The organism is Enterococcus sp. HMSC072F02, from assembly GCF_001837725.1.
In the GTDB taxonomy this organism is placed as follows: Bacteria; Bacillota; Bacilli; order Lactobacillales; family Enterococcaceae; genus Enterococcus_B; species Enterococcus_B lactis.
In genome coordinates this window covers 19,268-46,174 of the sequence record NZ_KV833891.1, presented here as the reverse complement: position 1 = coordinate 46,174, position 26,907 = coordinate 19,268, and the positions used below count along the sequence as shown (strand labels likewise).

Genomic DNA, 26,907 nt, shown 5'->3' with positions numbered 1-26,907 from the left:
TAGTTGTCTAGCTTAATTTTACAATCGGCGTTTTTATTAAGTTAAAGAACGGATTCAATTGCAGTGGTCATTTTCAATGGAGAAGTTTGTGGTGCAAATCGTTCAATTACTTTTCCATTTCGATCAATCAAAAATTTAGTGAAATTCCATTTTATGGCTTTAGTGACAGTACCAGGAGCTTCATTTTTAAGATAAGTAAAAAGAGGATCTGTATTTTCTCCATTTACATCAATCAATTGATGCATAGGGAAGGTAACGCCATAAGTGGCTTTACAAGCTTCTGCTGCTTCAGTCGCTGAAGCTAGTTCTTGTTTAAATTGATTCGAAGGAAAGCCTAATATAACCAAACCTTGTGACTGATAAGCTTGATAAAGTTCTTCTAATTGCTCGAATTGCGGTGCTAGGCCGCATTTTGTTGCAGTATTGACGATGATTATTGGTTTGCCGGCATATTTTTCCAATGAATAAACTGTGCCGTCTTCTAAAGCAACTTCAAAAGTATAGATAGACATAAATTTTTCTCCTTTCTATTATATGATAAAAAGAGTGCTAAACTGAAAACTAGCTATTTGTTTTCTCGTTTAGTACTCTTTTCAGACAATAAATAGTTAATAAAACGACTACGAAGATAAGATAGCTTTATTGCTTCTCACCTTTACGTTCTTTTAGAAACTATGCTTCTACTTCAGACCATTCATCGCGTTTTGCTAAAAATTCACGAGCTAAGGCTTGCGCACCTTCTAATGTATGGCTAGCAGCCCAGCCGCATTGTGTTTCATTGCTTGCTGGTACTTCAGTAGCTTCAAGGGCATCTTTCATCGTTGCTTCCAGAACATCTAAAATATCTTCGTAACTTTCATGATTCAACACAGTCAAGTAAAAGCCTGTTTGGCATCCCATTGGTGACCAGTCTACGATATAATCCGCATGATTACGGATTAGTTCAGCAGTCAAGTGTTCCAATGAATGCAGACTTGGCATATCCATGTGTTCTTTATTTGGTTGTTTAAAGCGGACGTCGTATTTAATGATGACATCGCCATGTGCACCTGTTTTTCGATCGGCTACACGTACATAAGGTGCTTTGACTTTTGTATGGTCAAGATTAAAACTTTCGACATTCATTCTCATTTGTAAGACTCCTATCTATTTGTTCATTTGTTTTGATGTTTTCCACTAAAGAATTATTTAGTGAAATTTACAAAAACGTCTTTCTACTTGATTCTAACACTTATCGTTTCCAAGGTGTAGCAATCTGAAATATTTTTTAGATTTTTCTGCTAAACCATTTATGTGGACTTTCTAGTTCTTGATTGTGTCAAATGCCTGAGCTAAATCGTTTATGAGATCCTGACCATACTCAATTCCTACAGAAAGACGAATTAATCCGTCCTTTATGCCAGCCTCTTCACGTTTTTCTTTTGGAATAGACGCATGAGTCATGACAGAGGGAACTTCTACTAAACTTTCTACGCCACCTAAACTTTCTGCTAGAGTAAATAGTTGGAGAGATTCAATAAAAGGAATAGCAGTTGCTTCATTTTTTAAAGTAAAAGAAACCATTCCGCTAAAGCCGCTCATTTGTTGCTTAGCAATTCCATAAAGTTCATGGTCGGGTAATCCTGGATAGTAGACTTTTTCTACTGCTGGATGAGAAAAGAGAAAATCAGCTACTGCAAAAGCATTTTTTTGATGTTCCTCCATACGAACACTTAGAGTCTTGATTCCACGCTGAAGTAACCAGCTATCTTGAGGACCAAGAACGGCACCGATAGCATTTTGATAAAATCCAATCTGCTCAGCCAGCTCTTTATGTCTAGTAGTCACTAAACCAGCTACTACATCGCTGTGTCCGCCTAGATATTTGGTGCCGCTGTGGACAACGATATCAGAACCAAGATCTAATGGTTTTTGAAAATAAGGAGTAGCAAATGTATTGTCAGCAATAACTATCAATCCATGTCGATGAGCCAGAGTGGCACTTTTTTCTAAATCAGTAATCTTTAGAAGCGGATTGCTAGGTGTTTCAAGATAAAGTGCTTTTGTATTGGGGTGGATGGATTGTTCTATTTTATCAAGATTGCTCGTATCTATGATCGTGTACTCGAGACCATTTTTAGTAAGAACCTTGTCAAATAGACGGAATGTTCCCCCATAGACATCATCTCCTAATAAGATATGATCGCCAGCTTCAAAAAGAGAAAAAACGGCATGAATCCCAGAAAGTCCAGAGGAAAAAGCGAATCCTCGAACACCCCCTTCCAAATCAGCAATCAGTTCTTCCAGTGCAAAACGAGTAGGATTACCAGATCTTGAATATTCATATTGCTTAGGATGTCCGACTCCATCTTGTCGATAAGTGGATGTTTGATAAATAGGTACACTGACAGCTCCTGTTGTGGGATCTTCACTGATGCCTCCGTGGATCAATTTTGTTTGAATATGCATGTTTCTTTCCTCCTATAAGTAAATGTTTTTTGATAAATAGCGGTCTGCTGCGTCTGGAAAAATCGTAACGACACGATGACCAGGTGGTAAACGACGAATTTCTCTTAATGCTGCTGCAAAAGCCGCACCACTCGAACTTCCAACTAATAGTCCTTGTTCTCGTGCTAATTGCCTAGTATAGTTAAACCCTTCTCCATCAGAGATTGTTTCGATCTGATTGATTGAAAGGGGAGAAAGAAACGGCGGAATGAATTCTACACCGATACCCTCAATTTCATGAGGGGCTGGATCTCCGCCATTTAACACAGAGCCCTCTGGTTCTACACCGATTATTCGAATATCGGGATATTTTTCTTTCAAAAAGGTAGAAGTTCCAGCAAAGGTTCCACCGCTACCGATCCCCGCCACAAAACTATGAATATCTTCTTTGATTTCATGAAAGATTTCCGGTCCTAACGTATAATAGTAAGCAGCGGGATTATCTTTATTTTCAAATTGAAGAGGCAGATAGCTATTCGATATCTCTTCTGCAAGTTTTTTACTTTTGCTGATGGCACCGACGATTCCTTTCTCACTAGGAGAATGGATGATCTTTGCTCCCAATGCTTTCATCAATTGTTGTTTTTCCAAGCTGAACTTCTCTGGAACAACAAAAATCGTTCTTAACTGATGCGTGAGTGCGGCCAGAGCAATCCCAATCCCTGTGTTTCCGGCAGTCGGTTCGATGATCGTCGTTTTTTCATTGATTTTTCCTTGGGCAAGTCCTTCTTTGATCAAATAACTACCCAATCGATCTTTGATACTTCCTCCTGGATTTAAATATTCCAGTTTTGCATAAATAGCAGAACCTTTAGGCATAGAATAGTGCTGATTGTCAAAGCGATAAAGCGGTGTGGAACCAATAGCTTCTGTAATTGTCGAGATAATCATATGGACCTCCTAAAAAAGATAATAAAAAAAGGAGCTGACTATTAAATCAGCTCCTTGAAAGACATAGAGAAAAATTGAGTAGACAAAAGGTAAATTACCTGGTACTCATTCTATGAAGGGCAATTAATAGACATGACAAATAGTATGCTGCTTTTACGCACCATACAACAGCAACGATTCAATTGTTTTTGGTTGCTGACTGTCATGTGTATCCCTCCAATTAAAATTTTTATTAACGATAGCATGAAAAAAAATAAAAGTCAAAGGCTTGAAAGAAAAAAATTTCGATAGTATCGTTTACCCGTGTTTATTTTTTTTTGACAAATAGGCATGAAACCTTAAAAGATAGAGAATACTCTAGTTTTCTGTCCGGTTGTCTGATACAATAAAGTTGATTATGATAAAGAAAAGAAGGAGCAAAAATAATGATCTCAGCAAGTGATTTAAGAGCCGGTATGACGTTCGTTCAAGACGGTAAATTGATTAAAGTTCTGGATGCAAGCCACCATAAACCTGGTAAAGGAAATACAGTTATGCGTATGAAACTGAAAGATGTCCGTTCAGGCGCAACATACGACACAACTTTCAGACCAGAAGAAAAATTTGAAAAAGCACATATCGACACAAAACCTGTGCAATATTTGTACACGATGGACGATACAGCTTTCTTCATGGATTTGGAAACATATGAACAATATGAAATTCCTGTAGAAACAGTAGAAGAAGAAATGAAATATATCCTAGAAAACATGGAAGTAAAAATCCAATTCTTCGGTAGCGAAGTTATTGGTGTTCAATTACCGACAACTGTCGTGTTGCGTGTCGTGGAAACACAACCTTCAATCAAAGGTGCAACAGTTACTGGTTCAGGTAAACCAGCGACAATGGAAACTGGCTTAGTGGTCAATGTTCCTGACTTCATCGAAACAGATGAATTATTGGAAATCAATACAGCAGAAGGTTCTTATGTAAAACGTGCGTCAAAATAATAAGCTAACGAATTGATAAGAAGTTGAAAAACATAGTTTGACCTCTTGAAAAGTGGATCATCCGATCTGCCTTTCAAGAGGTTTTTTGTAGAATCAGCCGATTGAAAAATAAAAAAGTATTTGTTTTATTTACACTTTGAAATACAATTTAATTGAAAGACGTGATCTGTCGAATATTTTGAAAGAGAGGAATCTTTATGGGATTCATCCTATTACTGTTTTTTTATCTTTTGATTTTTTTGTTATGGGTAATAATTGTAACGCTTGCATTCCCAGAAGTAGCTTTGTACATAATTGTTGTTTTGTTTTCGATGTTCCTTCAGAATGAAATAGGTGGGCGATATATTGAATTATTAGAATTTTTTCAGCCTATCATCCATTATTTTCAACGATTTACAGAAGCGCATCTATCTGTAAAATTATTTATTCTTTTAAGCATTCCACTGAGTTACCTGCTGTTGTCTAGTCTATTACAATTTTATGGTATTTATCCATTGCAGATCATAGGATCATGTATGACGATAGTTACTGTTTTTTATTTATTAAATGTTATTTTTCAATTAGCTTTGATTTGGAATATTTTGCTGACAGTTCCGATCTCTCTCGTAGCAATTGGTATCCGTTTAGTTGTTTATCATTCTTTGAATAAGTATTTTCGTAAGTGTACGTATTTATTCACTTTTTTACTCAAAGAAAAAAATGAAAAGAAAGATACTTCTGAGCATACGCAACAATCATCTAATCAAAATAAGAACAACAAAAAAACTTCTTTAGTAATCAACGAGCCTTTTGAACTGGAAGCTTATTTTAGGCTAATCTTAGGTGTAGATGAACAGGCAACAAAAGAAGAGATCAAACATGCCTATCGACAAAAAGTCATGAAGTATCATCCAGATAAATCCGTAGAAGAAAATGCGAAAGAAAAGTACGAAGAGATTATCGAAGCCTATAAATATTTGAAATAGTTTCAAATTGCCATGTTTCCTTTTATTTTCCTACTGCTTGTATAATCAAGATAGCGTTTTCTTTCTCTTTATATTAAAATAATATTATAATTAAATTAGTTTAAAAAGAGAAAACGGAGGCTGAATAATGGAGAAGCATACGACGAAAGAGACACAGAAAGAAAATAACAACGTAAAAAAACAATTAAACTTTGCGGATAATCATGAATTTATGTTAGCTAGCCAGAATTGTGTTGCTCCCTTTAACCATTTAGAGATTATTCAAGAAGGAAAAGTTATATGGAACCAGAAAGCTTATGCATTTTTAGAAGAGGAATGTCCAAACTGTGCGAATCCAAGTCTTTGGGAAAATGCGCGATGTAACCATCAAACGGGTCTCTTTCGTGTCACTGAGCAAATCTTTCAGTTACGGGGATTTGATATGGCCAACCTCACACTGGTTCTTACCCCAAACAATAAATGGATTGTCTTTGATACATTGATGAGTATCGAATGTTCAAGAGCAGCGATTGAGTTTGCGGATCGCTGGTTTAATGAAAACGGGTATCCAGAAGTGGAGGGGAATCTTGCAGGAATCATTATCAGTCATTCCCATGTCGATCATTTTGGTGGCATACGCGGTTTGTTTAAAGACTTCAAAGTAGATCCTTCTGTTCCGATTTATGTACCTGAAGGATTTACGGAAGCTGCTATTTCTGAGAACCTTATGGTAGGGAAGGCCATGGGAAGAAGAGCAGTCTTTCAATATGGCTCTTCCTTAGAAAAAAGTCCATTTGGTTCCTTATCTGTTGGGATTGGACAAGGACAATCTACAGGCACAATCAGTTTTGAGCTTCCTACTTGTGAGATCACTGAAAATAAAATAATCGCTATCGATGGATTAGATCTGGATTTCCAATTGACCCCTGGCACAGAAGCCCCTGCCGAAATGAATACGTATATTCCAACATATCAAGCGCTTTGGATGGCAGAAAACTGCACTTGTACGATGCATAATCTTTATACTCTGCGAGGGGCACAGATACGAGATGGAAAAAGCTGGTCGAGATACCTTATCGAGGCACAACGGCGCTATGGACCAAAAGCAAAAGTATTGTTCCATGCGCATACTTGGCCGCGGTATGCCACTGAGGAGGAACCAGCTGCTATTAACAGGTATTTACTAGACCAAGCACGGTTATATAAAGGAATTCATGATGAATCACTTAAAGCTGTCAATGCCGGGTATACCATAAACGAATTAGCAGAACAAGTCGCTTTGCCAGAAGAGCTGACAAACCAGTGGTATCTAAGACCATATTACGGAACGATTGCTCATAATAGCAAGGCGGTTTATCAAAAGTATATCGGTTGGTATGATTCAAATCCGGTGAATTTGAATCCGCTTCCTCCTGAACGGGAAGCGAAACAAACGGTAAAGTACATGGGTGGAGCAGAAGCTATCTTAGAAAAAGCGCATGAAGATTATGAAAAAGGAAATTATCAATGGGTGGCAAAAGTTACGAATTTGGTCATTTACGCAGATCCTGAAAATAAAGAAGCAAGAGCGCTTTGCCGGCGGTCGTTGACACAACTAGGGTATCAAACGGAATCTGGGGCTTGGCGAAATGAGTACTTGACTGGAGCACTGGAATTAAAGGAAGATGTGGACTTGTTTTCAATTGAATCGGCTGATTCGTCAGAGCTATCGGCACAGATGAATGGAGAAATGTTGCTGGATTATTTAAGCATCCATACTATTTCGACCAAAAAACAACAGACGGGCATGGTAAAGTTCACAGATGACTGGCAACTTTCAAATGGTCAAATCCATTCATTGCCAACGACTTATTTCATCGATTACTGGCAAGGAATTTTGACTTATTATCCTATTTCTTCAGACAAAGAGGAGGCCGCGCTTATTTATGAAGGAAAAAGAGTAGCATTCCTCCAGCAAATGCTTGATTCCTCAGGTGAACCACGAAGCTGGTCCATGCTTTTTAAAGCAGATACAAACAACTATTTCAATATCATGGAACCGTGAAAATAGTTGAAATAACTCAAAAATTTAAGATGTCCGAACGATATGGAAGAAAGAAGGGTTTATCATCGCTAAACAGCGATAAACCTCTGCTAATACGCAGGAATATTCTTCTAATAGTTCGGATATTTTATTTTTTGTCCCCTTTTTTATTTTTGTTTTAAAAAAATATTTCGAAATATACTAGACAATTCAGAAAATTTTGTATAATATTATTCCAATAAAATTCAAATCTTTATCAAATGAAATTCCAATAAAAACGGAAAAAATGTGAAAAGAGGAATGAAAAAATGACAGAATTGATAATTGGCGGAGTCACAGCAAGCACATTAGCAGAAAAGTATAAGACACCTCTGTATGTGTATGACGAAGAAAAGATGAGACAAACGATGCTGTCATTCAAGCGAGGCTTTGTATCGAAGCATTTTGATACAAAAGTTCTTTACGCCTCTAAAGCATTCCAAACGATTGAGATGCTACGTTTAGTCCATGAATATGGATTTGGGCTGGATGTTGTCAGCGGTGGGGAAATCTATACCGCTTTGCAAGCTGATTTTCCTAGAGATGCTATTTATTTCCATGGTAATAACAAGACCCCAGAAGAACTGAGCTATGCACTTGAAAATGAGTTGTTGCATGTTGTTGCCGATAACTTGATGGAAGTCGAGTTATTAGAAGAATTAAGCCAACGCTATTCTAAAAAAGTCGATGTCATGCTTCGGTTGAATGTCGGTGTAGAAGCCCATACTCATGAATATATAGTCACTGCACATATTGATTCAAAATTCGGCATGAGCTATGAAAGTAAAGAGTGTCAGCAAGCTCTCCAATTGATAAAAGAAAGCAGTTATCTAGAGTTAGAAGGTTTTCATGCCCATATTGGGTCACAAATTTTTGATGTTACTGCTTGGCTAGCTGAAATCGACAAATTGACGAGTTACTTAATCGATTTTGACCAACCACTTTCCTTGAATCTCGGGGGAGGATTCGGGATTCGTTATACACAAAATGATCAGCCAATCCCAATCGAAGAGGCACTAAAAAAGCTGATTGAATATACGGAAGAATCTTTGGACAAACGAAAACTGACGATTCGTCAACTACTGATCGAACCAGGAAGAAGTATTGTTGGGGAAGCTGGTACAACACTATACACGATTGGCTTCATCAAAAAGACACCACATAAAAAATATTACTTTGTAGATGGCGGGATGACAGATAATATCCGCCCAGCTCTGTATCAGGCAGCATACGATTGTGATTTAGCAGAAAAACTGTCGGAAGAAAAAACAGAAAAAGTGACGATTGCAGGGAAAATGTGTGAATCAGGTGATGTGGTAATCAAAGAAACTTATTTGCCGAAAGCAAAATCGGGTGATCTTTTAGCTGTTTATTCCACGGGGGCTTACGGATATTCGATGAGCAGCAACTACAATCGAGCGACACGACCAGCAGTTGTTTTTGTCAATAATGGTCAATCGAGACTGGTTGTTCGCAGACAAGTATTTTCTGATCTACTAAGGGGGGAAGTTTCTTATGATCCTTCATAAATATAATGGCTGTGGAAATGATTTTATCTTATTAGATTACACAGAGGATACGGATTATAGTCAATTAGCTGCTTCTTTATGTGCAAAAGAAAAATATGACACAGACGGATTGATCGCCGTAAAAACCGATCCGTTGGAAATGATCTATTACAACAAAGATGGTAGCCGTGCCCCTATGTGCGGAAATGGTATTCGCTGTTTTGCTCGATATGTGAATGATCAAAATAGGATGGATGAACAGGAATTCGACGTAGAGACGTTAGCAGGCACAAGAAAAATTACGGTGTTGGCTCCCTCACCTTTTTATTGCAGCGTAGATATGGGAGTGCCAGATGATTCTCCAGAAAAAATCAAAGCTGCGCAATCTTATCCAATAAAAAACCAGGAAATAGAGATTGGTGGCGAAAAAGTAACGATCACTAGTTTATTTTTAGGGACGATCCATACCGTTGTTTTTGTTGAAAATTCGCGTGAGGAAGTCTGGAAAAAAAGAGGCGAACTGATCTGTCATCATCCTTTATTCAAAGAAAAAACCAATGTCAACTTTGTAGAAGTAGTCAATGAACAAGAATTGACCGTCCGTACCTATGAAAGAGGAGTAGGGTGGACACTTGCTTGCGGTACAGGTTGCTGTGCCTCTTATGCGGTTGCGAAGGAAACTGGGAAGATTTCAGCAGATCAGGTAGTCGTTCACTTGGAACAAGGAGACTTGATGATCTCTGGTGAGGATACGATACAAATGGCTGGTCCAGCAGTTCATGAATGGACAAGAATATTGGAGGAATGAAGATGATAAAAGGTTCGATCGTGGCGCTGATCACGCCGATGAATGAAGAGGGATCAGTAGATTATGCTGGTTTGGAAAAATTGATCCAATTCCATTTAGATGAACAAACAGACGGATTATTAGTTTTGGGTACAACAGGAGAATCTTCTACACTCACACAATCTGAGGAGGAGAAGATCCTTCAACTGACAGTAAAGAAAGTGGCTGGCCGTGTGCCGGTGATTGCAGGAGCTGGAACGAATAATACGAAAGAAACGATTGAAAAAGCGAAGCATTTTGCTTCTTTGGGCGCAGATGTACTTTTGGTCATCACCCCTTACTACAACAAAACAAGTGATGCAGGATTAGCCGCTCATTTCACAGCAATTGCAGAATCATCACCAATCCCGCTTATTTTATATAATGTCCCTTCTAGAACAGGCATGTCGATTCCAATCCATGTACTAGTAAATTTAGCAGAACATCCTAATATCATTGGTTTGAAAGAAGCCTCAGGAGATATGGCTTATGTGATGGAAGCCGCTCGATTGATTAGCGAAAAATTCAGTCTTTACAGCGGAAATGATGATTTGATCCTGCCAGTAATGAGTGTAGGAGGGAGCGGTGTAATCAGTGTATGGGCAAATATCCAGCCTAAAATAGTCCATGAGTTAGTAAAAGATACGATGGACGGAAGATGGCAGCAAGCAAAAGAAAAACAATTAAATGCACTTGAGCTGATCCATGCCTTGTTCAGTGAGACCAATCCTATTCCTGTCAAAGCAGCTATGTCGTTATTAAATTTACCTTCAGGACCTCTACGCCTGCCTTTAGTGTCCCTTTCGGAAGAGAAAAAGAAACAATTAGCTCAGCTTTTGCTAAGGGAAAGGACGGTTGAAAAATGAAAATCGGACTGATTGGCAGTGGACAGATGGGGAATAGAGTCGAAGAAGTTACACAAGAAAGAGGAGACACGGTCCTTCTTTTACGGACGGCATCTAAAGAAGCAACTACACTTGCTTTTACGGAACTGCCAGAACTGCTTATTGATTTTTCTCATCCAGATAATTTAGAGATGATCCTTTCGTATAGCTTGTCTTATCAACTTCCGTTAGTCATTGGCACGACAGGTTATACACAATCACAGTTCCAAGAAATGGAAGAACATGCCAAGCAGGTACCTGTGATGTATAGTGCTAATTTTTCGTTAGGCATCATGGTGATGAACCAACTGATCAAGCAAGCAGCTGCAATGTTGCAAGGCTGGCAGATCGAACTGATTGAAAAACATCATAGTCGTAAAAAAGATGCACCATCTGGTACCGCGAATATGCTGCTTCAAACAATCCAAGAAGTACAAAAGCTTCAGCCTGTATATAACTGGCAAGGACAAAAAAGAGAAGAAAATCAAATTGGTGTACACAGTATTCGTGCAGGTTCTTTACCTGGTGAACATGAGGTAATGTTTGCAGCTCCCGATGAAGTATTTACGATCAAACATGAATCTTTTTCTAATCGAATCTTTGCTGCAGGTGCAGTAGAAGCAGCGGACTGGTTGAAAAATCAGCCACCAGGTTATTACAAATTAGAAGATTTATTAATGGATAAAGGGGTGTAAGAAACGTGGAAGCTCAAGAAATCATCCGCTACATTCAAACGGCATCTAAAAAGACGCCTGTGAAAGTCTATCTGAATATAACCGAGCCAATCAAATTTAAAGACAGCAAAGTTTTTGGTGAAGGAAACAGCTTCGTTGTTTTTGGTGACTACGAGTCGATTGCTCCGGTTTTAGAAGCTGAAGCGGAAAAAATCATTGAAATCGAAATCGAAACTGCTGCAAGATACAGTGCAGTTCCTTTGTTGGATATCAAAAAAATCAATGCCCGTATCGAACCAGGTGCTATTATCAGAGATCAAGTGTCCATCGGCAACAATGCCGTGATCATGATGGGAGCGATTATCAATATCGGTGCAGTAATCGGTGAAAACACGATGATTGATATGGGTGCTGTCTTAGGTGGACGAGCGACAGTGGGCAAAAACTGCCATATTGGTGCAGGAGCTGTCTTAGCGGGTGTAATCGAACCCGCCTCGGCTAAACCGGTTATCGTAGAAGACGGCGTACTGATAGGTGCGAATGCAGTGATTGTTGAAGGTGTCCATATCGGAAAAGATGCAGTCGTGGCAGCAGGAGCAGTGGTTTTAGAAGATGTGTCAGCAGGTACTGTTGTCGGTGGGATACCTGCACGAGTCTTGAAAATAAGTGATGATCAGACAAAAGAAAATACAGCATTGATTGCTGCGTTACGCGAATTATAGAGGAGATGGAGAAAAATGCGCGAAATAGATACCTGTATTGTGGGGGCAACCGGATTAGTCGGACAAACGATGCTCAAAGTGTTAGAAGAATATGATTTTCCAGTAGGACGATTGAAATTATTAGCGTCAAAACGTTCAGCTGGCAAAGTTTGTGTATTCAAGGGGAAGAAACACACTGTACAGGAATTGACAGAAACTTCATTTGAAGGATATGATTTAGCGCTATTTTCTGCAGGTGCTTCTGTATCCAAAGAGTTTGCGCCAATCGCAAGAAGTCAAGGATTATTTGTTATAGATAATTCCTCGGCATGGCGAGAAGATTCGGATATTCCATTGATCGTTCCAGAGGTCAATCCGGAAGACTATACATTGAATCGGCTGATTGCGAATCCAAATTGTTCAACCATTCAAGCGGTACTACCGCTTAAAGCTTTACAAGAAGCTTTTGGAATCCAACGAGTCAATTATTCGACCTATCAAGCAGTTTCTGGTTCTGGACAGAAAGGTATCCAAGATCTTTATCGCACGCAAAATGACGAGGAACCAGCTTTGTATCCTTATAATATTAGTCAAACGGTGATTCCAGAAATCGATCAGCCTTTGGAAAATGGTTATACCAAAGAAGAACAGAAAATGATAAATGAGACCCGTAAGATTCTGCATCAGCCTGATTTGCCAGCATCAGCAACCTGTGTACGTGTGCCAATCGAGAATGGACACGGAGTCTCGGTGGCCGTTCAGTTGCAAAAAGAGTTTACGATTGAAGAAGTTAAAGAGTGTCTCAGTCAGTTTCCAGGGATCCAATTAGAAGATGATCTAGCAGCACATAAATATCCAACGAGCATTCTTGCTAAAGGAACAGATACGGTTTATGCTGGGAGGATCAGAAAAGACACCTCTTTAGAGAACGGACTGTTGTTCTATACAACTGCCGATAACATACGCAAAGGAGCCGCTGCAAATGCCGTACAGATTGCTGTAGCTTTAATGCAGAAAATAGCGGAGGTGGCAAGATGAGTAATACGCTGAAAATAGCAAAATTCGGCGGAACATCGATGTCTCATGAAGAACAATTCAAAAAAGTCCATACAATTGTTCTTTCAGATCCCAATCGTCAAGTGATCGTTGTTTCTGCTTTAGGCAAACGTACATCAGATGATGACAAAGTAACAGACTTACTTTATTTGATTTATGCCTACCTTCAGCATCATGTTGATTGGACACCTCTTTGGGAAAGGATCTGTGAACGTTTCGTTCAAGTAAGAGACCTTCTTGACCTGCAGTTACCTGTGGAAGAGGAACTGGCACGCATACAAAAACAACTGGAAGATGAAAAGATAACTGAAGATTATTTAGTAAGCAGAGGTGAATATCTGACTGCTCGACTGATGGCTGAGTATCTTGGTTACCAGTTCATTGATGCAAAGGACCTGCTGTTCTTTGACTATGATGGAAAAATCGATGAGGAAAAAACAGCACAGGAAATCACAAAAGCATTTAAAAGATATCCGAAAATGGTTGTTCCAGGATTTTACGGGGCAAACCCTGCAGGTAAAGAAAAATTATTGGGACGTGGGGGAAGCGACATTACTGGCGCGTTACTGGCGAAGATGCTACAAGCGGCGAGTTATGAGAATTGGACAGATGTTTCAGGAATCATGATGGCTGATCCGCGAATCATCGATCATCCTAAAATCATCGAGGAAATCTCTTTTAGAGAACTGAGAGAGATGGCTTATATGGGGGCTAATGTTCTTCATGAAGCAGCTGTTTTCCCAGTTCAAGAGGCGGATATCCCCATCCAAATAAAAAATACCAATGATCCTTTCGCTCAAGGAACAAAAATATCGAATCACGAAGTGGAAAAGGAAAATGGACTGACAGGAATAGCTGGACGCAAGGATTTTCTTTCGATCACTTTATTCAAACGTCATATGTCTGATGAAATCGGGTTTATCTGGAAAGCAATGAGCATTTTTGCTAAACATGAGATATCAATCGAACATATTCCTTCAGGGATCGACAATATCGGAGTGATCGTTTCAGCAGAAGCGATTGCCGATAAATTATTTCTCATCACAAAAGAATTAAAAGAAACACTTGGCGTGGAAGAAATCGTCGTGATTGAAGACTTAGCTTTGATCTCTGTCGTTGGCGGACCGCATAAAGAATTGATCGGTTTATCTGGGAAAGTGTTATCGATATTGAACAAATTAGAAATTCGCACATCGATCTTATCACAAGGAGCACAGGAGTTGAATCTAATCATCGGTGTACCGAATGATCAGTATGAAACCGTAGTGAAGGGTATCTATGAAGGGATGGTGAATACGGATGCTGAAAGAATATCGAATGGCACTCCATCAAATTCCTGAAATCGGATTTCGTGAATTCAAAACAAAAAAATATTTATATGAACAAGTAAAAAATAGTGGAGCCGTTATCCATGAAATCGGCGAAACAGGACTGCTTCTTTATTTTGATAATCAACAAGAAGAAACGATTGCTTTTCGAACAGATATCGATGCACTGCCAGTCAAAGAAGAAACAAATCTCTTTTTTGCTTCTAAGCATGAAGGGTATATGCATGCATGTGGTCATGACGGACATATGGCGATGCTTTTAGGGTTGACCGACTTTATAACTGAACACATCGAGGAGCTTATTTATAATGTAGTACTGATTTATCAGCCATCAGAAGAAATTTCCGGCGGCGCACAAAGTGTTATTCAGTCAGGATTGTTAGATAAATATGAAGTACAAGCAATATTTGGCTTTCATCTATGGCCTGGACTAGTTAAAGGAGAAGTTTTTTCTCGACCAGGACCTTTGATGGCACAAAGCAGTGAAACAGACATTATCATCAAGGGCCAGTCCGCGCATATTGCTTCTAGTGAAAAAGGAATCGATAGTCTGGAGGCAGCTGTACGATTTTTGAAGAATGTTTATGATTTTGATCGGCAATTACCGGCAGAGTGGAATCATCTAATGAAATTTGGTCAAATCCAAGGTGGAACGATCCGGAATGTTTTAGCTGGAGAAGTTATTGTATCCGGAAGTATCCGTTCTTACAGTTCAGATATGCAAAATTATTTGAAGAGGGGATTAGCTCATTTAGCAGAACAGTTTCACTCTGCAGCAACTATTTCTTTCCGCTATAATGACGGCTATCCAGCTGTGATCAATCATGGAGGCTTATATGCAGCGTTGTCGGATTCAAACAAATTACATGAATTAGAGGATCCAGTTCTTCAAGCCGAAGATTTTGGCATATATACGCAACAATATCCTTGTGTATTTTTCTTTTTAGGTGTCGGTGATACCCCTGCTTTACATGATCCGACGTTCGATTTTGATATGGATGTTTTAGAAAATGGTGTAGAATGGTACAAAACGATTCTTTTTACAGAAAATCTTCTTGAAAAAATCGATAGCAGTTCAAAAGAGGAGCGAGTAAATAATGATGAATTTATCCAATCGATTTAATCCCAGACTTTCTAGAATAGAAGTATCTAAAATACGGCAATTCGATCAGCAAATATCGTCGATACCAGATGTGATCAAGCTCACCTTGGGAGAACCGGATTTTCCGACTCCCGAACATGTCAAACAAGCCGGAATAGCAGCGATTGAAGAAGACTTTTCTCACTATACCGGAATGAGAGGACTGGAGGAACTGCGGGAAGCTGCTTGTATGTTTCAGCAACAGCGTTATGGATTAACTTATGATCCGCAAACGGAAGTTTTGACGACGGTTGGTGCAACGGAAGCGATTGCCTCTGCATTGTTATCTGTTTTAGAAGAAGGAGACAAGGTTCTTATTCCAGCGCCTGCTTATTCAGGATATCAGCCATTAGTGGAACTAGCTGGTGCTGAATTGATTCCGATAAATACTTCTGACACAGGGTTTGTTTGTCAGCCGGAACAATTTGAACGAGCATTTGAACAATATGGATCAGCTATCAAAGCAGTCATTTTAAATTATCCTAACAATCCCACTGGAACGACATTGTCTGCAAGCCAGTTGGAAGCAATCGCTGAAGTTTTAAAAAAATATCCGGTATTTGTTATAAGTGATGAAGTATATGCTGAATTGACTTACACTGGAACGCATATATCCATAGCTTCTTATCTTCCGGAACAAACAATCGTGATAAGCGGGTTATCCAAGTCACATGCGATGACTGGTTGGCGAGTAGGCTTTATTTTTGCTCAAAAAGCCCTTATTGACGAACTAATTAAAGTCCATCAATATCTGGTGACTGCGGCTACAACGATGTCGCAAAAAGCTGCGACTGAAGCGCTAATAAATGGAGTAAAAGATAGCGAGAATATGAAAGAACAATATCAAACACGGAGAGACTATCTGGTCCAGCAATTGGCGCCTTTAGGATTTGAAGTGACTCAGCCAAATGGTGCATTTTACTTATTTTGCAAACTCCCAGCTGTCATTCAAACCGACTCTTGGCAGTTTTGTGTAGACTTAGCGGAACAGGCAAAAGTTGCGTGTATCCCTGGCATTGCATTTGGCCCAGAAGGAGAAGGCTATATACGGATTTCTTATGCTAGCAGTATGGAAAACTTACATGAAGCGTGCAAACGGATCAAAGACTTTTTAACAGAACAGTAATTCATGAATTTTCTCAAAAAACAATCGACATCTTTGCGGTATATTCTGCAAGCTGCCGATTGTTTTTTAAATTTGGTTCAAATGAGCGCGTTTCTTTTGATTCATAACTGATGTAATGTTAAGTTTAAATTGTTTAGAATGATTTTAAAAGAATATTCAAGGAGGTTTCATCAATGGAAAAAATCAAAGTTGTCATTGTAGGTGCATCTCATGGAGGGCATCAATCGATCTTGGAACTATTGACACGATACGGTGAAAATGTAGATATCACGCTATTTGAAGCAGGAGACTATGTTTCCTTCATGTCATGCGGTATGGAGTTGTATCTAGAAGATAAGGTAACAGATGTAAATGATGTACGTAATTTCAGACCAGAAAACTTTCCGCAATCCAATGTTCATATTTTAAATAATCACGAAGTAAAAACGATCAATGCAGATAAAAAAACAGTAACGGTTACTAGCACATCAGATAACGAAACAAAAGAATATCCTTATGATAAATTGATCTTGAGTTCTGGTGTCAAACCAAACAATTTGCCAGTACCAGGGGCAGATTTAGAAAATGTCTATTTGATGCGTGGATACAATTGGGCAACCAAAATCAAAGAAAAATTAAATGATCCTGCTATTAAAAAAATCGCTGTCGTAGGTGCTGGTTACATTGGGATCGAAGCAGCAGAAGCAAGCCGAAAAGCTGGAAAAGAAGTCGTCTTGCTTGATGTGATCGACAGACCCTTAGGCACATATTTAGATGCTGAGATGACAGACATTTTAGAACAACACCTAAATGAAAACGGTATTGAAGTTTTGACAAACGCCAAAATCGAAGCCTTTACCGGAAACGGAAAAGTGGAAGCGATCAAAACAAGTGAAAAAGAAATCCCAGCAGATCTAGTCATCCAAGCTGCTGGTGTGAAGGCAAATACTGAATGGTTAAAAGGGATCGTCGACTTAGATGAACGTGGCTGGATCCAAACGAATGAATACTTGCAAACAAATCTTCCAGATGTGTATGCAGTAGGAGATGCTACACTTGCTTATTCTATCCCAGCACGCAAAAAAATGCCGATCGCTTTAGCGACTGTTGCACGTAGAGAAGCACGTTATGTAGTAAAACATCTTTTTGAAGAAGTACCAAATAAACCGTTCGGCGGAGTCGTAGGTTCCTCCGCATTAAGTGTCTTCGACTACCATTTTGCAGCAAGCGGATTGAATAGCTTCACTGCAGCAAAAGCAGGAGTAGATGTACGAGTGTCTTATTATGAAGATACGTTACGACCAAAATATGTACCAGAAGAACAAGGAAATCCAAAAGTGTCCATCCAATTATTCTCAGATCCAATGACCCATCAATTGCTAGGAGGAGCAGTATTATCTACCTATGATGTTACAGGTCAAGGAAATGTGTTGGCACTAGCGATACAAAATAAACTGACTTTAGAAGAACTGGCAGAAGCCGACTTCTTCTTCCAACCAGGTTTTGACCGACAATGGAGCATGTTGAATCTAGCCGCTCAACAAGCACTAGGAGAAGAACCATTTGTAGAATAAGGAAACGAAATATTTGAAAAGAGGTTGTGACAGAAGTGGTCAGCTTCAAGAAATAAGAAGGAATTTACGAAAATTGCTTCTCAAATTTTTGTGAAATTTCGGCTTATTTTTCGAAGAAGCTACTTCTGGAACACCTTTTGTTCGGAATAAGGACTGTGACACGACTCGTGTCACAGTCCTTATTTTAGTGAAAGGATACATTTCTTCCTTGTATATTCCATGCGTGTTTGAGAGAAAGCATATATAATTTAATTAACAGATAGTTAGGGGGAGAAAGAATGTTTTTTTCAATCACAATGAAACTGGTATTCGGGTTGATCGGCTTGTTATTAGTGGTGCGTTTGCTTGGGAAGAAATCCATGTCGGAAATCACACCATTTGATTTAGTCTATACGCTTGTTTTAGGGGGGATCTTAGAAGAATCAACCTATGATGACAATGTCCATGTAGGCCATGTCCTATTTGCCATTGCGCTTTGGGCAGTAATGATTTATGGTATCGAACGTATCGTCCAAAAAAATGAAAAAGTCAATCGCTGGGTTAAAGGCGAGCCCTCTGTTTTAATCAAAGACGGCGTCATCAACATGACAGAGTTGGCAAATAACCATATCGAGATGGAGCAGTTGCGAGCAATCTTAAGACAGCAGGAATGTTTTTCTCTTGAAAATGCCAAACATGTTATCCTAGAGAATGCCGGTCAAATGAGTGTATTGAAAAAATCAGATGATGACAAAGCTTTGTCGATCCTGCTAGTGGACGAAGGACAAATCCAGCATAAAGTACTTCAATCCAATCAACTAGATGAATCGTGGCTTCTGGAGAATTTGAAGAAAGAAGGCTATGCAGACGTAAAACAGCTGATTTATGTCGAATGGTCAGAAGAAAAAGGGTTCTACGTACTAAACAAAGAAGACGTGATGCATGAATCTTACCGGATAGATGGATAGAGAGAGGTTGTGAAATCAGCTCTTTGACTTGATACTCAAAACTAAGCGACTTTTTCGCAACCTCCACTAAACGATGTTCAATCAGCTAATAATAAGATCAAAATGCTGATTGAACAGCCTCTCATGTCACAAACCATTTTTTTGTTTCTTTTAACTCAATATGCCGTACGTCTTCCCAAACTATCGGCTGATGGTCGATCATAAAATAATCTTCATAGGCTTCACCAATGAAATGACCTTCAACCTCATCTAAGAGTCTTCCAAATTCATCTGTTAAATTGAGCTGGATGATTACTGCTTTACGAGATAAAAAAGCTTCTGTCAGTATACTATCGATTTCTTGTAATGTCATTTGTTGTTTAGGGAGAGGTTGTTTGCGTGCTTCTTCTTCATTTTTTTTGATACCGTTGACTAGTTCTTCCATCGCAAAAGCGGTCCCCCATTTTAATCCAAATGGACGATCTCGATACTCGTTATAGTCAATGAATTTTTTTGCTGTCCGTCTCATCTTTTCCACCTTCTAATCCACTCATACCACCTGCATGCCCACCAACGAGAGAGCTACGTGCAATGGCGCGTCCTCCTTGCAAGAGACTATGCGCATGGATGATTGATTTAAAGCCGTATTTTTTTCTGATCGTATCGACTACAAAATCAACTTTTGCTTCATTTATCTGCTTTTCAGGATTTTCAAAAAGGTTAAGCTGTAAACCTGTCGCGTATACGAGGTTGGAACAGTTCACGCCTATACGTCGAATATCCTGACAGCGGTAATGCTGGTGGAAAATGGTCAATAAAGCATCTGCTAGATTTCTGCTAGCATTTGTCGCTTCGATTTTTGTTTGCTGGTGAAAACCGGTCTTACCATTTGGGTCAAGATAACCTAAGGAGTATCCTACCCATAAGCTGACTACTTGTGCTTTTGCTGCAGATCGTCTCAAGCGAGTGCCGACTTGATCGGCCATTTCTTTGATAACGATCTCGATTTCTTCTTGCCTCGTATAATCTCTATCTAGAATTTGACTATTTCCGATACTTCTTGATTTTGGTATATATTCTTGTCCTAAAAAACTTCGATCGATTCCCCAAGCATGGGCATAAAGCTGAGTACCGATGATCCCTAACGTGCTTTTCAAGTGATAATAATCCGCGTGAGCTAAATCATAAACCGAATGTATACCCATTTGTTTCAGTCGTTTTGCTGTTCGTTTGCCGATTCCCCAAAAGTCAGTGATATCTGAGATTGTCCATAACTTTTCTGGGACATCTTCATAACGCCATTCAGCAATCATTTGTTTTCCGTCTTTTGAGCCATTATCTAAGGCTAGTTTAGCAAGTAGTGGGTTATCGCCGATTCCTATAGTCGTGTAGATTCCGGTCTGTTCAAATACATCTTTATGGATCAGCTTAGCCATGTCGTACGCATTCGTTTTACCAAAGAGTGCCATGCTATTTGTTACATCAAGGAAGCTTTCATCAACGGAATAGACATGATGGTTCGCTTCATCTGCATATTTTTTATAGATAGTATTGATTTCTCTGTTTTTTTCCATATAATAAGCCATCCTTGGAGCAACAATATATAAATCACTTGGATAGGGAAAGGGTAAATCTCTGGCACGGCTGATATTGGTGATGCCGTATGCTTTTTTTGCTGCAGGACTGGAAGCCAAGATTAATCCGCTACCCCGTGTTTCTGTCGAATCAGACGGATAGGACATTACTACTAATTTAGTTGTAAGGGGATCAAGATCCTTTTCCACGCACTCTACGGAGGCGTAAAAAGATTTGCAGTCAATACATAAAATATCTCGTGAAGGTTCTTTTTCATAAACAAATACTGGATTTTGATTCGCCCACATAACAATCACCTCTTCTACACAATTAGAACACATGTTCCCTTTTTGTGTCAATAAAAAACAGCAATTTTCAAATGTGAGCCTTTTGCTCATGTTTGAAAATTGCTGAGAGGTTATTTGTATTTGTTTATTTAGCTGTGTTCATTGATTTTTCTATCAAACATGAACGGCTTCTGGATCAATCTTTGTTGTCCCATTTCCAATGTGTGCAACATAAAATTCTGGAGCATAGCCGACAACTTTCATATATTCATCATAGACATTGTTTTTGAAGGCAGGTATATTTTCTTCTTTGACAAGAGCAATCGCACAGCCACCAAATCCAGCTCCTGTCATTCGTGCACCTAGGACACCTTCTTGTTTTTGAGCAGCGTCCACTAGCGTATCTAACTCGATCCCAGTCACTTCATAATCATAGCGAAGAGAGTGGTGAGAATCATTTAGCAGTTGTCCAAATGCTTCCAAGTTTCCAGCTTCTAATTCAGCTTTTGCTTTCAAAGTACGTTGATTTTCAGAAACAGCATGACGAGCTCTGCGTGTCAATGTATCATCACCGATTTGGTCAATAGTTGATTCAAATTCTTCTTCATCTAAGTCTCCTAAAGAAGAGATAGGCAAAGTTTTTTGCAGACGTGCCAAGGCTTCTTCGCATTCGCTGCGGCGCTCATTGTATTTTGAATCTGCCAATTCCCGACGTTTATTCGTATTCATGATGACGATTGCATAACCATCTAGTTTCACTGGGACCATTTCATATTTCAGCGTATTTGTATCTAACAAAATCGCATGATCTAGCTCACCGAAGCCGATGGCAAACTGATCCATGATACCTGAATTGACACCGATGAATTCATTTTCTACTTTTTTACCCGTTTGAACTAGTTCCAAACGATCCGTTTTTAAATCAAATAGATCTTCTAATACAACACCTACCAATAATTCTAATGAAGCACTACTGGAAAGTCCTGCACCGTTAGGAATTGTTCCTTCCACCAACAACTCAAATCCATGATCAATTGGGTGTCCAGCTTCTTTTAATTTAAGGATCATTCCTTTTACGTAGTTTGCCCAATTTGCTTTTTTATCATATTCTAGCTCGTCTAAAGTAAAACTGATGACACCGATATCATCAAAGTTTGTGGAATAAACTAATATTTTATTATCGTCTCTAGGTGCGGCGACACCTTGTGTTCCATAAGTGATAGAAGCAGGGAAGACATGACCGCCATTGTAATCGGTGTGTTCACCAATCAAATTGATGCGACCTGGCGAGAAGTATTGTGTCGTTTTTTTAGGGCCGAATGTTTCGGCAAATTTTGTGTTTAAGCTTCTTTTGATTTCCATGATGAGTTATTCCTCTCTTGTTTTGATTTTGAATTCTGTCACTGTTTCAAATGCTGTTCCGGCTTTTAAATGAATCGAACCAAATGCTGAGAAACGCTCTGCCCCTGGAGCTGTTTGAGTCTCAAATGTGATGCCGCCGTGATGTGCCAGTTTTCGACCACGCATTTCTGGTGTTTCTGGACCGAAATTTGCAGTGAAAATAACCATACTAGAAGCATCTGTAGCGATATCTACTTGGATTTTTTTATCCGGACTAGTCAAGCGAGCAGCTTCTTTATCCAAGCCAGATTCTTTTAAGAAAAATGGATGATCGATTCCGTCAACGAGTTCTTTTTGATCCAAATCACTAGCAAAAACGGTCGCTAGTTTTTTAGGCGTTTGAAAATCGAAAGCATTCCCTGCAGTATTTTCTTTTACTCCTATAGGAATACTGTCTGCTCGTAAAGGAGCGTAAGCTTCACTATTGAGCCAAAGCTCATGTTGATCGATCGTTTGAGAAGCATCTCCCGTCAAGTTGAAGTAGACATGATTTGTCGGATTGAATAAAGTATCTTGATCACTGATGCCGCGAGTGGTCACTCGCCAGATATTATCTTGTGTCAAAGTATAACGGACTTCCACATCCAATGTACCTGGAAAACCATGTTCTCCGTCGGGACTTGTAGTAGTAAAAATGACAGCAGCTTCATTTTCGCCATTCAAAATGACATAAGACCATTTTTTTAATTCAAATCCAGGAGAACCACCATGCAGATTATGCCCAGTATTTGGATTTGTAGCTAATTGGTAAGTTTTTCCATTGAGAGAAAAGCGGCCATTTTCGATCCTCCCTGCGGTGCGACCGATAGACGCGCCGATATACGGGTCTTTTTCGATATATTCTTCAGCGGTGTCAAATCCCAAAACTAATTCTTGATCATTTGTTTTTAAACAAACGATCCTAGCACCTAAATCAGAGACAGAAAGTACTAGCTTGTTTTTATTCTCCAAGGTTATCAAATGATAACCTTGACCGAAATCTTTTTCTGTAATCTTCATTTTCAAGATCCTTTCTTAATGTGAAGGAACTACTGCATCGTGAAGTTCATCTTCCATTGTATCAGCTGGAGCCAATTTGTTTTCTAATTCCTCAACGATTTGTGCATGTTTTTTCTCTGTCAATGTAATCTTCCAAGCAAAAATAATAGCGGAGAAAATCATCAAAGCAGCAGGAGCATAGAATGCATAAGCTTTGAAAGTCGTTACGCCATGAGCAGTGATATCAGCAGCAGTAGCATTACCAGTCATCCCAGAAGCGATAGCGACAAAACCTACGATTCCGTTAGACAAAGCACCAGCGATTTTATCTAGTAAAGGACGAATAGAGAGAGTAACAGCTTCATTACGGATACCATTTTTCCATTGACCATATTCAACAGAGTCTGTGATTGTCATCAAAGCGGATAAGAAAATCAATTGTTGAGGGAAGTAGAACAATACTAACCCGATGATAACGATTGGCAAACTTGAACCTGCGATCGTAAAGAAAAAGTAGGAAGAAATCATCATTGCAATCCCGCCAAGGTAAACGTAGCGACGAGAGATGACACGTGTAAGCATTGGGAATAGTGGAACAGCTACTAAACCAAGTAAGGCAGCAACTAGACCAACGATCCAAAATTCAGTTGGTTGGCCAAGTACATATTTGAAGAAGTAGAACAATACAGCAGTCGTTGCTACATTAGCAATCGCATAAGCGATATAAGCAAGGGCAAGCCACATCAATTGATCATTTTGAGCAACTGCTTTGAACACATCTTTGATTCCGGCTTTTTCATTTTGTTGACGGATCGCAGTATCGACTTCTTTTGTTCCCAAGGCAGTGATAATTGCAGTACCGCCTGAAATAACAGCAGCAATCACACCGAACCAGAACCAACCTGAAGCGCCTTCAATATGTTTATGAGTAACAAGATAAGTAAAGAAAGTAACGATAGGGACAACGACTAGTGTAGTACCATTTGCACCTAGAGAAGAGCCGAAACGAGCAAACGTAGCAAATTTTTCACGTTCCTTTGTTTCCGTACTCAAAGCAGGAATCATTGACCAAAAAGCGATATCCTTGAATGAATAAAAACTATCCAGCAATATGAAAACGATTGCAAACAATATGATAAATAAAGTCGTATTATGAGTAGCTAAGCCAAAGAAATTGGTAAAGATTGCTACCAAGAGTACAGAACTAACAATACCACCGATAACTAACCATGGTTTGAATTTACCATATTTTGTACGGGTATTATCAATAACGCCACCAATCAAAGGATCAAAAATAATTTCAACTAAGCGGATACCTACAACTAAGCTTGTAACTGTAGCAATCATTTTTGCATTCGTTGCCTTATCTGTTCCTGCAAACATCTGGCTTGTCACGAATACCATAAAATAAGTGCTTAATGTAACATAGAATGTGTCGTGTCCAAAAGCGCCTAAAGCGTAGGACATACGTTGGATCATTTTGCTTTTCATAATCTGTATTCCTCTCCTGTTCAATATATAATACTAAGTAAACCGGTTACAACGAATAACAAAGATCTTTTAATGACTTAAACTTAACAAGAAATCGCTTCCTTTTTAATATATTTCTGTGACTTTTATTTAACTTTTTGTTGCATTATACTAAAGAAGTAAGGAGAGGGAGAAATGGAGCAATCGATTTTTTTAAAAAAGGAACATCAACAAGTAGAAAAAGAATTGTATTTTGATTTTTGCGGCTTCTCTAAAACGATGCCGTTTCATTCTTTTGGTCCTGCTATTCGCAATGATTACATCTTACACGTCGTGATGGAAGGCAAAGGATCTTATCATGTGAAAAATCAACAGTTTCAATTGAAAAAAGGAGATCTATTCTTGATTCGTCCAGGAGACTCGACATTTTACTTATCAGATGGAGAAGATCCATGGATGTATTGCTGGCTTTCTTTCGGTGGACATGCGGCAGAAGAAATCATCCGGCAGTCGCTTTTCAAAGAAGACCAGTACACGATGGTCTCTTCCGATATACAAAAATATATCGACATTATTTTAGAGTGTATGAAAGATACGGAAGAAACCTTGGAAAATGAATTACAGTTAACAGCACTAACCTACCGTTTTTTATCAGTCCTTTTAAAAGACGGCGGAAAGATCAGCGGTGGCGTACAAAAAGTTCATTCCTCCTTAGCTGTTGAGACAGTCAAATACATCGAGGCACATTATGCGGAAAATTTATCTGTTGAGGAAATCGCCCAGCATTTAGCTGTCAACCGGAGTCACTTGTCACGAGTATTCAAAAATCATATGGGTACCAGTATCAAGGAATATTTGATTGGGGTACGGATTAATCGAGGGGCGTTTCTTCTTTCCCTGACGGATGAATCCGTGGAAAGCATTGCCTACCAAGTAGGGTTCAATAGTCTAGTCGTATTTAGCCGGATGTTCAAAAAAAGTACCGGAGAAACGGCTACGAACTATCGTAAACGGATGAAAAACGAAAATTTCAAGAATATTGCTTTGGATACTTTGAAAAAACAGTTGGAAAAACAAACTGCAGTCTCTTGGACGACCTAATTTGCTTGGACAAAAGGACAAGCATCTGCAAAAGAAACTTGTGGCGGTTATGCTACACTGTAAAACGAAGACTAAAAAAGGAGGAGAAGGGATGCGTACACTTATCATCATCAGCCATCCAACGATGGAGGAATCTCTGAATCAGCAATTTTTCAAAGAAGCTTCTTCCGGTTTATCCGTTACTTGGCATCATTTAGAATCAAGTTATCCAGATGGAAAGATAGATGTAAAGGCTGAGCTACAGCTCCTGGCACAGCATGATCGAATCATTTTTCAGTTTCCGTTTTACTGGTATAGTTCCCCTGCTCATTTAAAAATTTGGCAAGATAATGTGTTGGAACAAGCAACACGTGTATTAGAAGGAAAAGAATTAGGGATCGTATTGACAACAGGTGTGGCGGAAAAGGAATATCAAGCTGGAGGGAAAGAAGAATATACGATCTCCGAATTTTTGAGACCATATCAGCGAATCGCAAACAAATTCCATATGACTTATCTTTCGCCATTCGTTTTAGCACAATTTATGTATTTATCCCAAGAAAAACGTTGGGAGAAGCTAATTGCTTATCAGCAGTATCTCTCATTGGAAGGGAAGCCATCGCTTACTCAACGGATTGACTGGTTTATTCAAAGAGTACAGGAAAATCAGAAAATGCAGGAAGAAGATTCGGAAAAACAAACATATATCATAGAAGCACTGACTGACGCAAAAGAGCAGATCGAAGACTTGAGCTTTACACTGCAAGAAATGAAAGGAACTTCATTATGACAAATGAATGGTTGATCCAACAATTAGATGAATTAAGTGAAAAATCAGAATATCAAGACCGTGCACTCTTATATGAGATAAAGAAACTGATGGCTGAGATAGATGAACGAACAACGCAGTTGCAAGGAGAAATCGACGGACGATCTTGGAATCATCTCAACTGGTGAAATTTTCTTATAAATAACAAGGATAAAAATGTGCACAATGACAATTATTTGCTACAATAAGAA

Annotated in this window: 26 protein-coding genes; 17 read left to right on the top strand and 9 right to left on the bottom strand. The window is 39.0% G+C overall.

Annotated elements, in window-relative coordinates; all coding sequences use genetic code 11:
- Nucleotides 1-41: 41 nt before the first annotated feature.
- The 4 genes from HMPREF2731_RS01655 to HMPREF2731_RS01640 form a co-directional block, all read right to left on the bottom strand.
- A complete protein-coding gene (locus tag HMPREF2731_RS01655) occupies nucleotides 42-512 on the bottom strand; it encodes a glutathione peroxidase (protein WP_070872184.1) in 471 nt (156 codons plus the stop codon).
- A gap of 160 nt (nucleotides 513-672) precedes the next feature.
- On the bottom strand, nucleotides 673-1,131 hold the full coding sequence (locus HMPREF2731_RS01650) for an S-ribosylhomocysteine lyase (RefSeq protein ID WP_070872183.1): 459 nt from the start codon (nucleotides 1,129-1,131) through the stop codon (nucleotides 673-675).
- Nucleotides 1,132-1,302: 171 nt separating this feature from the next.
- Nucleotides 1,303-2,448 (bottom strand): cystathionine gamma-synthase, encoded by a 1,146-nt coding sequence (locus HMPREF2731_RS01645; protein WP_002312002.1) that lies wholly within the window; start codon nucleotides 2,446-2,448, stop codon nucleotides 1,303-1,305.
- 12 nt (nucleotides 2,449-2,460) lie between these two features.
- The gene (locus HMPREF2731_RS01640) at nucleotides 2,461-3,378 is read right to left on the bottom strand and encodes a PLP-dependent cysteine synthase family protein (protein WP_002313332.1); all 918 of its coding nucleotides are present in this window, start codon (nucleotides 3,376-3,378) and stop codon (nucleotides 2,461-2,463) included.
- A gap of 425 nt (nucleotides 3,379-3,803) precedes the next feature.
- On the opposite strand from HMPREF2731_RS01640, the gene efp reads away from it, so the two are divergent.
- The 14 genes from efp to HMPREF2731_RS01570 all read left to right on the top strand — a co-directional run bounded on the left by efp (nucleotide 3,804) and on the right by HMPREF2731_RS01570 (nucleotide 19,117).
- A complete protein-coding gene (gene efp, locus HMPREF2731_RS01635; RefSeq protein ID WP_002289434.1) occupies nucleotides 3,804-4,367 on the top strand; it encodes an elongation factor P in 564 nt (187 codons plus the stop codon).
- 197 nt (nucleotides 4,368-4,564) lie between these two features.
- Entirely contained in the window at nucleotides 4,565-5,332 is a 768-nt protein-coding gene (locus tag HMPREF2731_RS01630) for a J domain-containing protein (protein WP_070872181.1), read from the top strand.
- A gap of 127 nt (nucleotides 5,333-5,459) precedes the next feature.
- The gene (locus HMPREF2731_RS01625; RefSeq protein ID WP_070872179.1) at nucleotides 5,460-7,355 is read left to right on the top strand and encodes an alkyl/aryl-sulfatase; all 1,896 of its coding nucleotides are present in this window, start codon (nucleotides 5,460-5,462) and stop codon (nucleotides 7,353-7,355) included.
- 287 nt (nucleotides 7,356-7,642) lie between these two features.
- Nucleotides 7,643-8,902 (top strand): diaminopimelate decarboxylase, encoded by a 1,260-nt coding sequence (gene lysA, locus HMPREF2731_RS01620; RefSeq protein ID WP_002313334.1) that lies wholly within the window; start codon nucleotides 7,643-7,645, stop codon nucleotides 8,900-8,902.
- A complete protein-coding gene (gene dapF / locus HMPREF2731_RS01615) occupies nucleotides 8,889-9,689 on the top strand; it encodes a diaminopimelate epimerase (protein ID WP_002308107.1) in 801 nt (266 codons plus the stop codon). The genes lysA and dapF overlap by 14 nt, the downstream gene beginning before the upstream one ends.
- Before the next feature lie 2 nt (nucleotides 9,690-9,691).
- Nucleotides 9,692-10,573, top strand: a complete 882-nt coding sequence (gene dapA, locus HMPREF2731_RS01610) for a 4-hydroxy-tetrahydrodipicolinate synthase (protein ID WP_070872177.1) — start codon at nucleotides 9,692-9,694, stop codon at nucleotides 10,571-10,573.
- Nucleotides 10,570-11,286: a 4-hydroxy-tetrahydrodipicolinate reductase gene (gene dapB / locus HMPREF2731_RS01605; RefSeq protein WP_070872175.1), complete on the top strand. Its 717-nt coding sequence runs from the start codon at nucleotides 10,570-10,572 to the stop codon at nucleotides 11,284-11,286. Before dapA ends, dapB begins: the two co-directional genes overlap by 4 nt.
- Nucleotides 11,287-11,291: 5 nt before the next feature.
- Nucleotides 11,292-11,987 (top strand): 2,3,4,5-tetrahydropyridine-2,6-dicarboxylate N-acetyltransferase, encoded by a 696-nt coding sequence (dapD, locus tag HMPREF2731_RS01600; RefSeq protein ID WP_070872173.1) that lies wholly within the window; start codon nucleotides 11,292-11,294, stop codon nucleotides 11,985-11,987.
- Nucleotides 11,988-12,002: 15 nt separating this feature from the next.
- Nucleotides 12,003-13,004 carry an aspartate-semialdehyde dehydrogenase gene (locus HMPREF2731_RS01595; RefSeq protein WP_070872170.1) on the top strand — a complete coding sequence of 334 codons (1,002 nt, stop codon included), beginning with the start codon at nucleotides 12,003-12,005 and terminating at the stop codon, nucleotides 13,002-13,004.
- On the top strand, nucleotides 13,001-14,362 hold the full coding sequence (locus HMPREF2731_RS01590; protein ID WP_002313337.1) for an aspartate kinase: 1,362 nt from the start codon (nucleotides 13,001-13,003) through the stop codon (nucleotides 14,360-14,362). Before HMPREF2731_RS01595 ends, HMPREF2731_RS01590 begins: the two co-directional genes overlap by 4 nt.
- Entirely contained in the window at nucleotides 14,322-15,473 is a 1,152-nt protein-coding gene (locus HMPREF2731_RS01585; protein WP_070872168.1) for a M20 family metallopeptidase, read from the top strand. The genes HMPREF2731_RS01590 and HMPREF2731_RS01585 overlap by 41 nt, the downstream gene beginning before the upstream one ends.
- The gene (locus tag HMPREF2731_RS01580; RefSeq protein ID WP_002308116.1) at nucleotides 15,448-16,617 is read left to right on the top strand and encodes a pyridoxal phosphate-dependent aminotransferase; all 1,170 of its coding nucleotides are present in this window, start codon (nucleotides 15,448-15,450) and stop codon (nucleotides 16,615-16,617) included. The genes HMPREF2731_RS01585 and HMPREF2731_RS01580 overlap by 26 nt, the downstream gene beginning before the upstream one ends.
- Nucleotides 16,618-16,790: 173 nt before the next feature.
- The gene (locus HMPREF2731_RS01575) at nucleotides 16,791-18,170 is read left to right on the top strand and encodes an FAD-dependent oxidoreductase (protein WP_002308118.1); all 1,380 of its coding nucleotides are present in this window, start codon (nucleotides 16,791-16,793) and stop codon (nucleotides 18,168-18,170) included.
- 278 nt (nucleotides 18,171-18,448) lie between these two features.
- Nucleotides 18,449-19,117 carry a DUF421 domain-containing protein gene (locus HMPREF2731_RS01570; protein ID WP_002313339.1) on the top strand — a complete coding sequence of 223 codons (669 nt, stop codon included), beginning with the start codon at nucleotides 18,449-18,451 and terminating at the stop codon, nucleotides 19,115-19,117.
- Nucleotides 19,118-19,238: 121 nt separating this feature from the next.
- Here the strand turns inward: HMPREF2731_RS01570 and HMPREF2731_RS01565 are convergent, their stop codons facing one another.
- The 5 genes from HMPREF2731_RS01565 to HMPREF2731_RS01545 form a co-directional block, all read right to left on the bottom strand.
- Entirely contained in the window at nucleotides 19,239-19,625 is a 387-nt protein-coding gene (locus tag HMPREF2731_RS01565) for a hypothetical protein (protein WP_002291408.1), read from the bottom strand.
- Nucleotides 19,597-20,979 carry a Y-family DNA polymerase gene (locus tag HMPREF2731_RS01560; protein ID WP_002313340.1) on the bottom strand — a complete coding sequence of 461 codons (1,383 nt, stop codon included), beginning with the start codon at nucleotides 20,977-20,979 and terminating at the stop codon, nucleotides 19,597-19,599. Before HMPREF2731_RS01560 ends, HMPREF2731_RS01565 begins: the two co-directional genes overlap by 29 nt.
- A 153-nt stretch (nucleotides 20,980-21,132) precedes the next feature.
- A complete protein-coding gene (locus tag HMPREF2731_RS01555) occupies nucleotides 21,133-22,320 on the bottom strand; it encodes a galactokinase (protein WP_002308124.1) in 1,188 nt (395 codons plus the stop codon).
- A gap of 6 nt (nucleotides 22,321-22,326) precedes the next feature.
- Nucleotides 22,327-23,358, bottom strand: a complete 1,032-nt coding sequence (locus HMPREF2731_RS01550; RefSeq protein ID WP_002313341.1) for an aldose epimerase family protein — start codon at nucleotides 23,356-23,358, stop codon at nucleotides 22,327-22,329.
- Nucleotides 23,359-23,373: 15 nt separating this feature from the next.
- Nucleotides 23,374-24,828 (bottom strand): glycoside-pentoside-hexuronide (GPH):cation symporter, encoded by a 1,455-nt coding sequence (locus HMPREF2731_RS01545; RefSeq protein ID WP_002316516.1) that lies wholly within the window; start codon nucleotides 24,826-24,828, stop codon nucleotides 23,374-23,376.
- A 174-nt stretch (nucleotides 24,829-25,002) separates the two neighbouring features.
- Here HMPREF2731_RS01545 and HMPREF2731_RS01540 point away from each other — a divergent pair, with 174 nt between their 5' ends.
- The 3 genes from HMPREF2731_RS01540 (at nucleotide 25,003) to HMPREF2731_RS14970 (ending at nucleotide 26,844) form a co-directional block, all read left to right on the top strand.
- A complete protein-coding gene (locus HMPREF2731_RS01540) occupies nucleotides 25,003-25,908 on the top strand; it encodes an AraC family transcriptional regulator (RefSeq protein ID WP_002308128.1) in 906 nt (301 codons plus the stop codon).
- Between the two features lie 91 nt (nucleotides 25,909-25,999).
- Entirely contained in the window at nucleotides 26,000-26,677 is a 678-nt protein-coding gene (locus tag HMPREF2731_RS01535; RefSeq protein WP_002308129.1) for an NAD(P)H-dependent oxidoreductase, read from the top strand.
- The gene (locus tag HMPREF2731_RS14970; RefSeq protein ID WP_002291423.1) at nucleotides 26,674-26,844 is read left to right on the top strand and encodes a hypothetical protein; all 171 of its coding nucleotides are present in this window, start codon (nucleotides 26,674-26,676) and stop codon (nucleotides 26,842-26,844) included. The genes HMPREF2731_RS01535 and HMPREF2731_RS14970 overlap by 4 nt, the downstream gene beginning before the upstream one ends.
- The last annotated feature ends 63 nt before the right edge of the window (nucleotides 26,845-26,907 follow it).

Coding starts and splice junctions, on each gene's coding strand:
- HMPREF2731_RS01655 (WP_070872184.1), bottom strand. CDS start 512: ATGTCTATCTATACTTTTGAAGTTGCTTTAGAAGACGGCACAGTTTAT.
- HMPREF2731_RS01650 (WP_070872183.1), bottom strand. CDS start 1,131: ATGAGAATGAATGTCGAAAGTTTTAATCTTGACCATACAAAAGTCAAA.
- HMPREF2731_RS01645 (WP_002312002.1), bottom strand. CDS start 2,448: ATGCATATTCAAACAAAATTGATCCACGGAGGCATCAGTGAAGATCCC.
- HMPREF2731_RS01640 (WP_002313332.1), bottom strand. CDS start 3,378: ATGATTATCTCGACAATTACAGAAGCTATTGGTTCCACACCGCTTTAT.
- efp (WP_002289434.1), top strand. CDS start 3,804: ATGATCTCAGCAAGTGATTTAAGAGCCGGTATGACGTTCGTTCAAGAC.
- HMPREF2731_RS01630 (WP_070872181.1), top strand. CDS start 4,565: ATGGGATTCATCCTATTACTGTTTTTTTATCTTTTGATTTTTTTGTTA.
- HMPREF2731_RS01625 (WP_070872179.1), top strand. CDS start 5,460: ATGGAGAAGCATACGACGAAAGAGACACAGAAAGAAAATAACAACGTA.
- lysA (WP_002313334.1), top strand. CDS start 7,643: ATGACAGAATTGATAATTGGCGGAGTCACAGCAAGCACATTAGCAGAA.
- dapF (WP_002308107.1), top strand. CDS start 8,889: ATGATCCTTCATAAATATAATGGCTGTGGAAATGATTTTATCTTATTA.
- dapA (WP_070872177.1), top strand. CDS start 9,692: ATGATAAAAGGTTCGATCGTGGCGCTGATCACGCCGATGAATGAAGAG.
- dapB (WP_070872175.1), top strand. CDS start 10,570: ATGAAAATCGGACTGATTGGCAGTGGACAGATGGGGAATAGAGTCGAA.
- HMPREF2731_RS01595 (WP_070872170.1), top strand. CDS start 12,003: ATGCGCGAAATAGATACCTGTATTGTGGGGGCAACCGGATTAGTCGGA.
- HMPREF2731_RS01590 (WP_002313337.1), top strand. CDS start 13,001: ATGAGTAATACGCTGAAAATAGCAAAATTCGGCGGAACATCGATGTCT.
- HMPREF2731_RS01585 (WP_070872168.1), top strand. CDS start 14,322: ATGCTGAAAGAATATCGAATGGCACTCCATCAAATTCCTGAAATCGGA.
- HMPREF2731_RS01580 (WP_002308116.1), top strand. CDS start 15,448: ATGATGAATTTATCCAATCGATTTAATCCCAGACTTTCTAGAATAGAA.
- HMPREF2731_RS01575 (WP_002308118.1), top strand. CDS start 16,791: ATGGAAAAAATCAAAGTTGTCATTGTAGGTGCATCTCATGGAGGGCAT.
- HMPREF2731_RS01570 (WP_002313339.1), top strand. CDS start 18,449: ATGTTTTTTTCAATCACAATGAAACTGGTATTCGGGTTGATCGGCTTG.
- HMPREF2731_RS01565 (WP_002291408.1), bottom strand. CDS start 19,625: ATGAGACGGACAGCAAAAAAATTCATTGACTATAACGAGTATCGAGAT.
- HMPREF2731_RS01560 (WP_002313340.1), bottom strand. CDS start 20,979: ATGTGGGCGAATCAAAATCCAGTATTTGTTTATGAAAAAGAACCTTCA.
- HMPREF2731_RS01555 (WP_002308124.1), bottom strand. CDS start 22,320: ATGGAAATCAAAAGAAGCTTAAACACAAAATTTGCCGAAACATTCGGC.
- HMPREF2731_RS01550 (WP_002313341.1), bottom strand. CDS start 23,358: ATGAAGATTACAGAAAAAGATTTCGGTCAAGGTTATCATTTGATAACC.
- HMPREF2731_RS01545 (WP_002316516.1), bottom strand. CDS start 24,828: ATGAAAAGCAAAATGATCCAACGTATGTCCTACGCTTTAGGCGCTTTT.
- HMPREF2731_RS01540 (WP_002308128.1), top strand. CDS start 25,003: ATGGAGCAATCGATTTTTTTAAAAAAGGAACATCAACAAGTAGAAAAA.
- HMPREF2731_RS01535 (WP_002308129.1), top strand. CDS start 26,000: ATGCGTACACTTATCATCATCAGCCATCCAACGATGGAGGAATCTCTG.
- HMPREF2731_RS14970 (WP_002291423.1), top strand. CDS start 26,674: ATGACAAATGAATGGTTGATCCAACAATTAGATGAATTAAGTGAAAAA.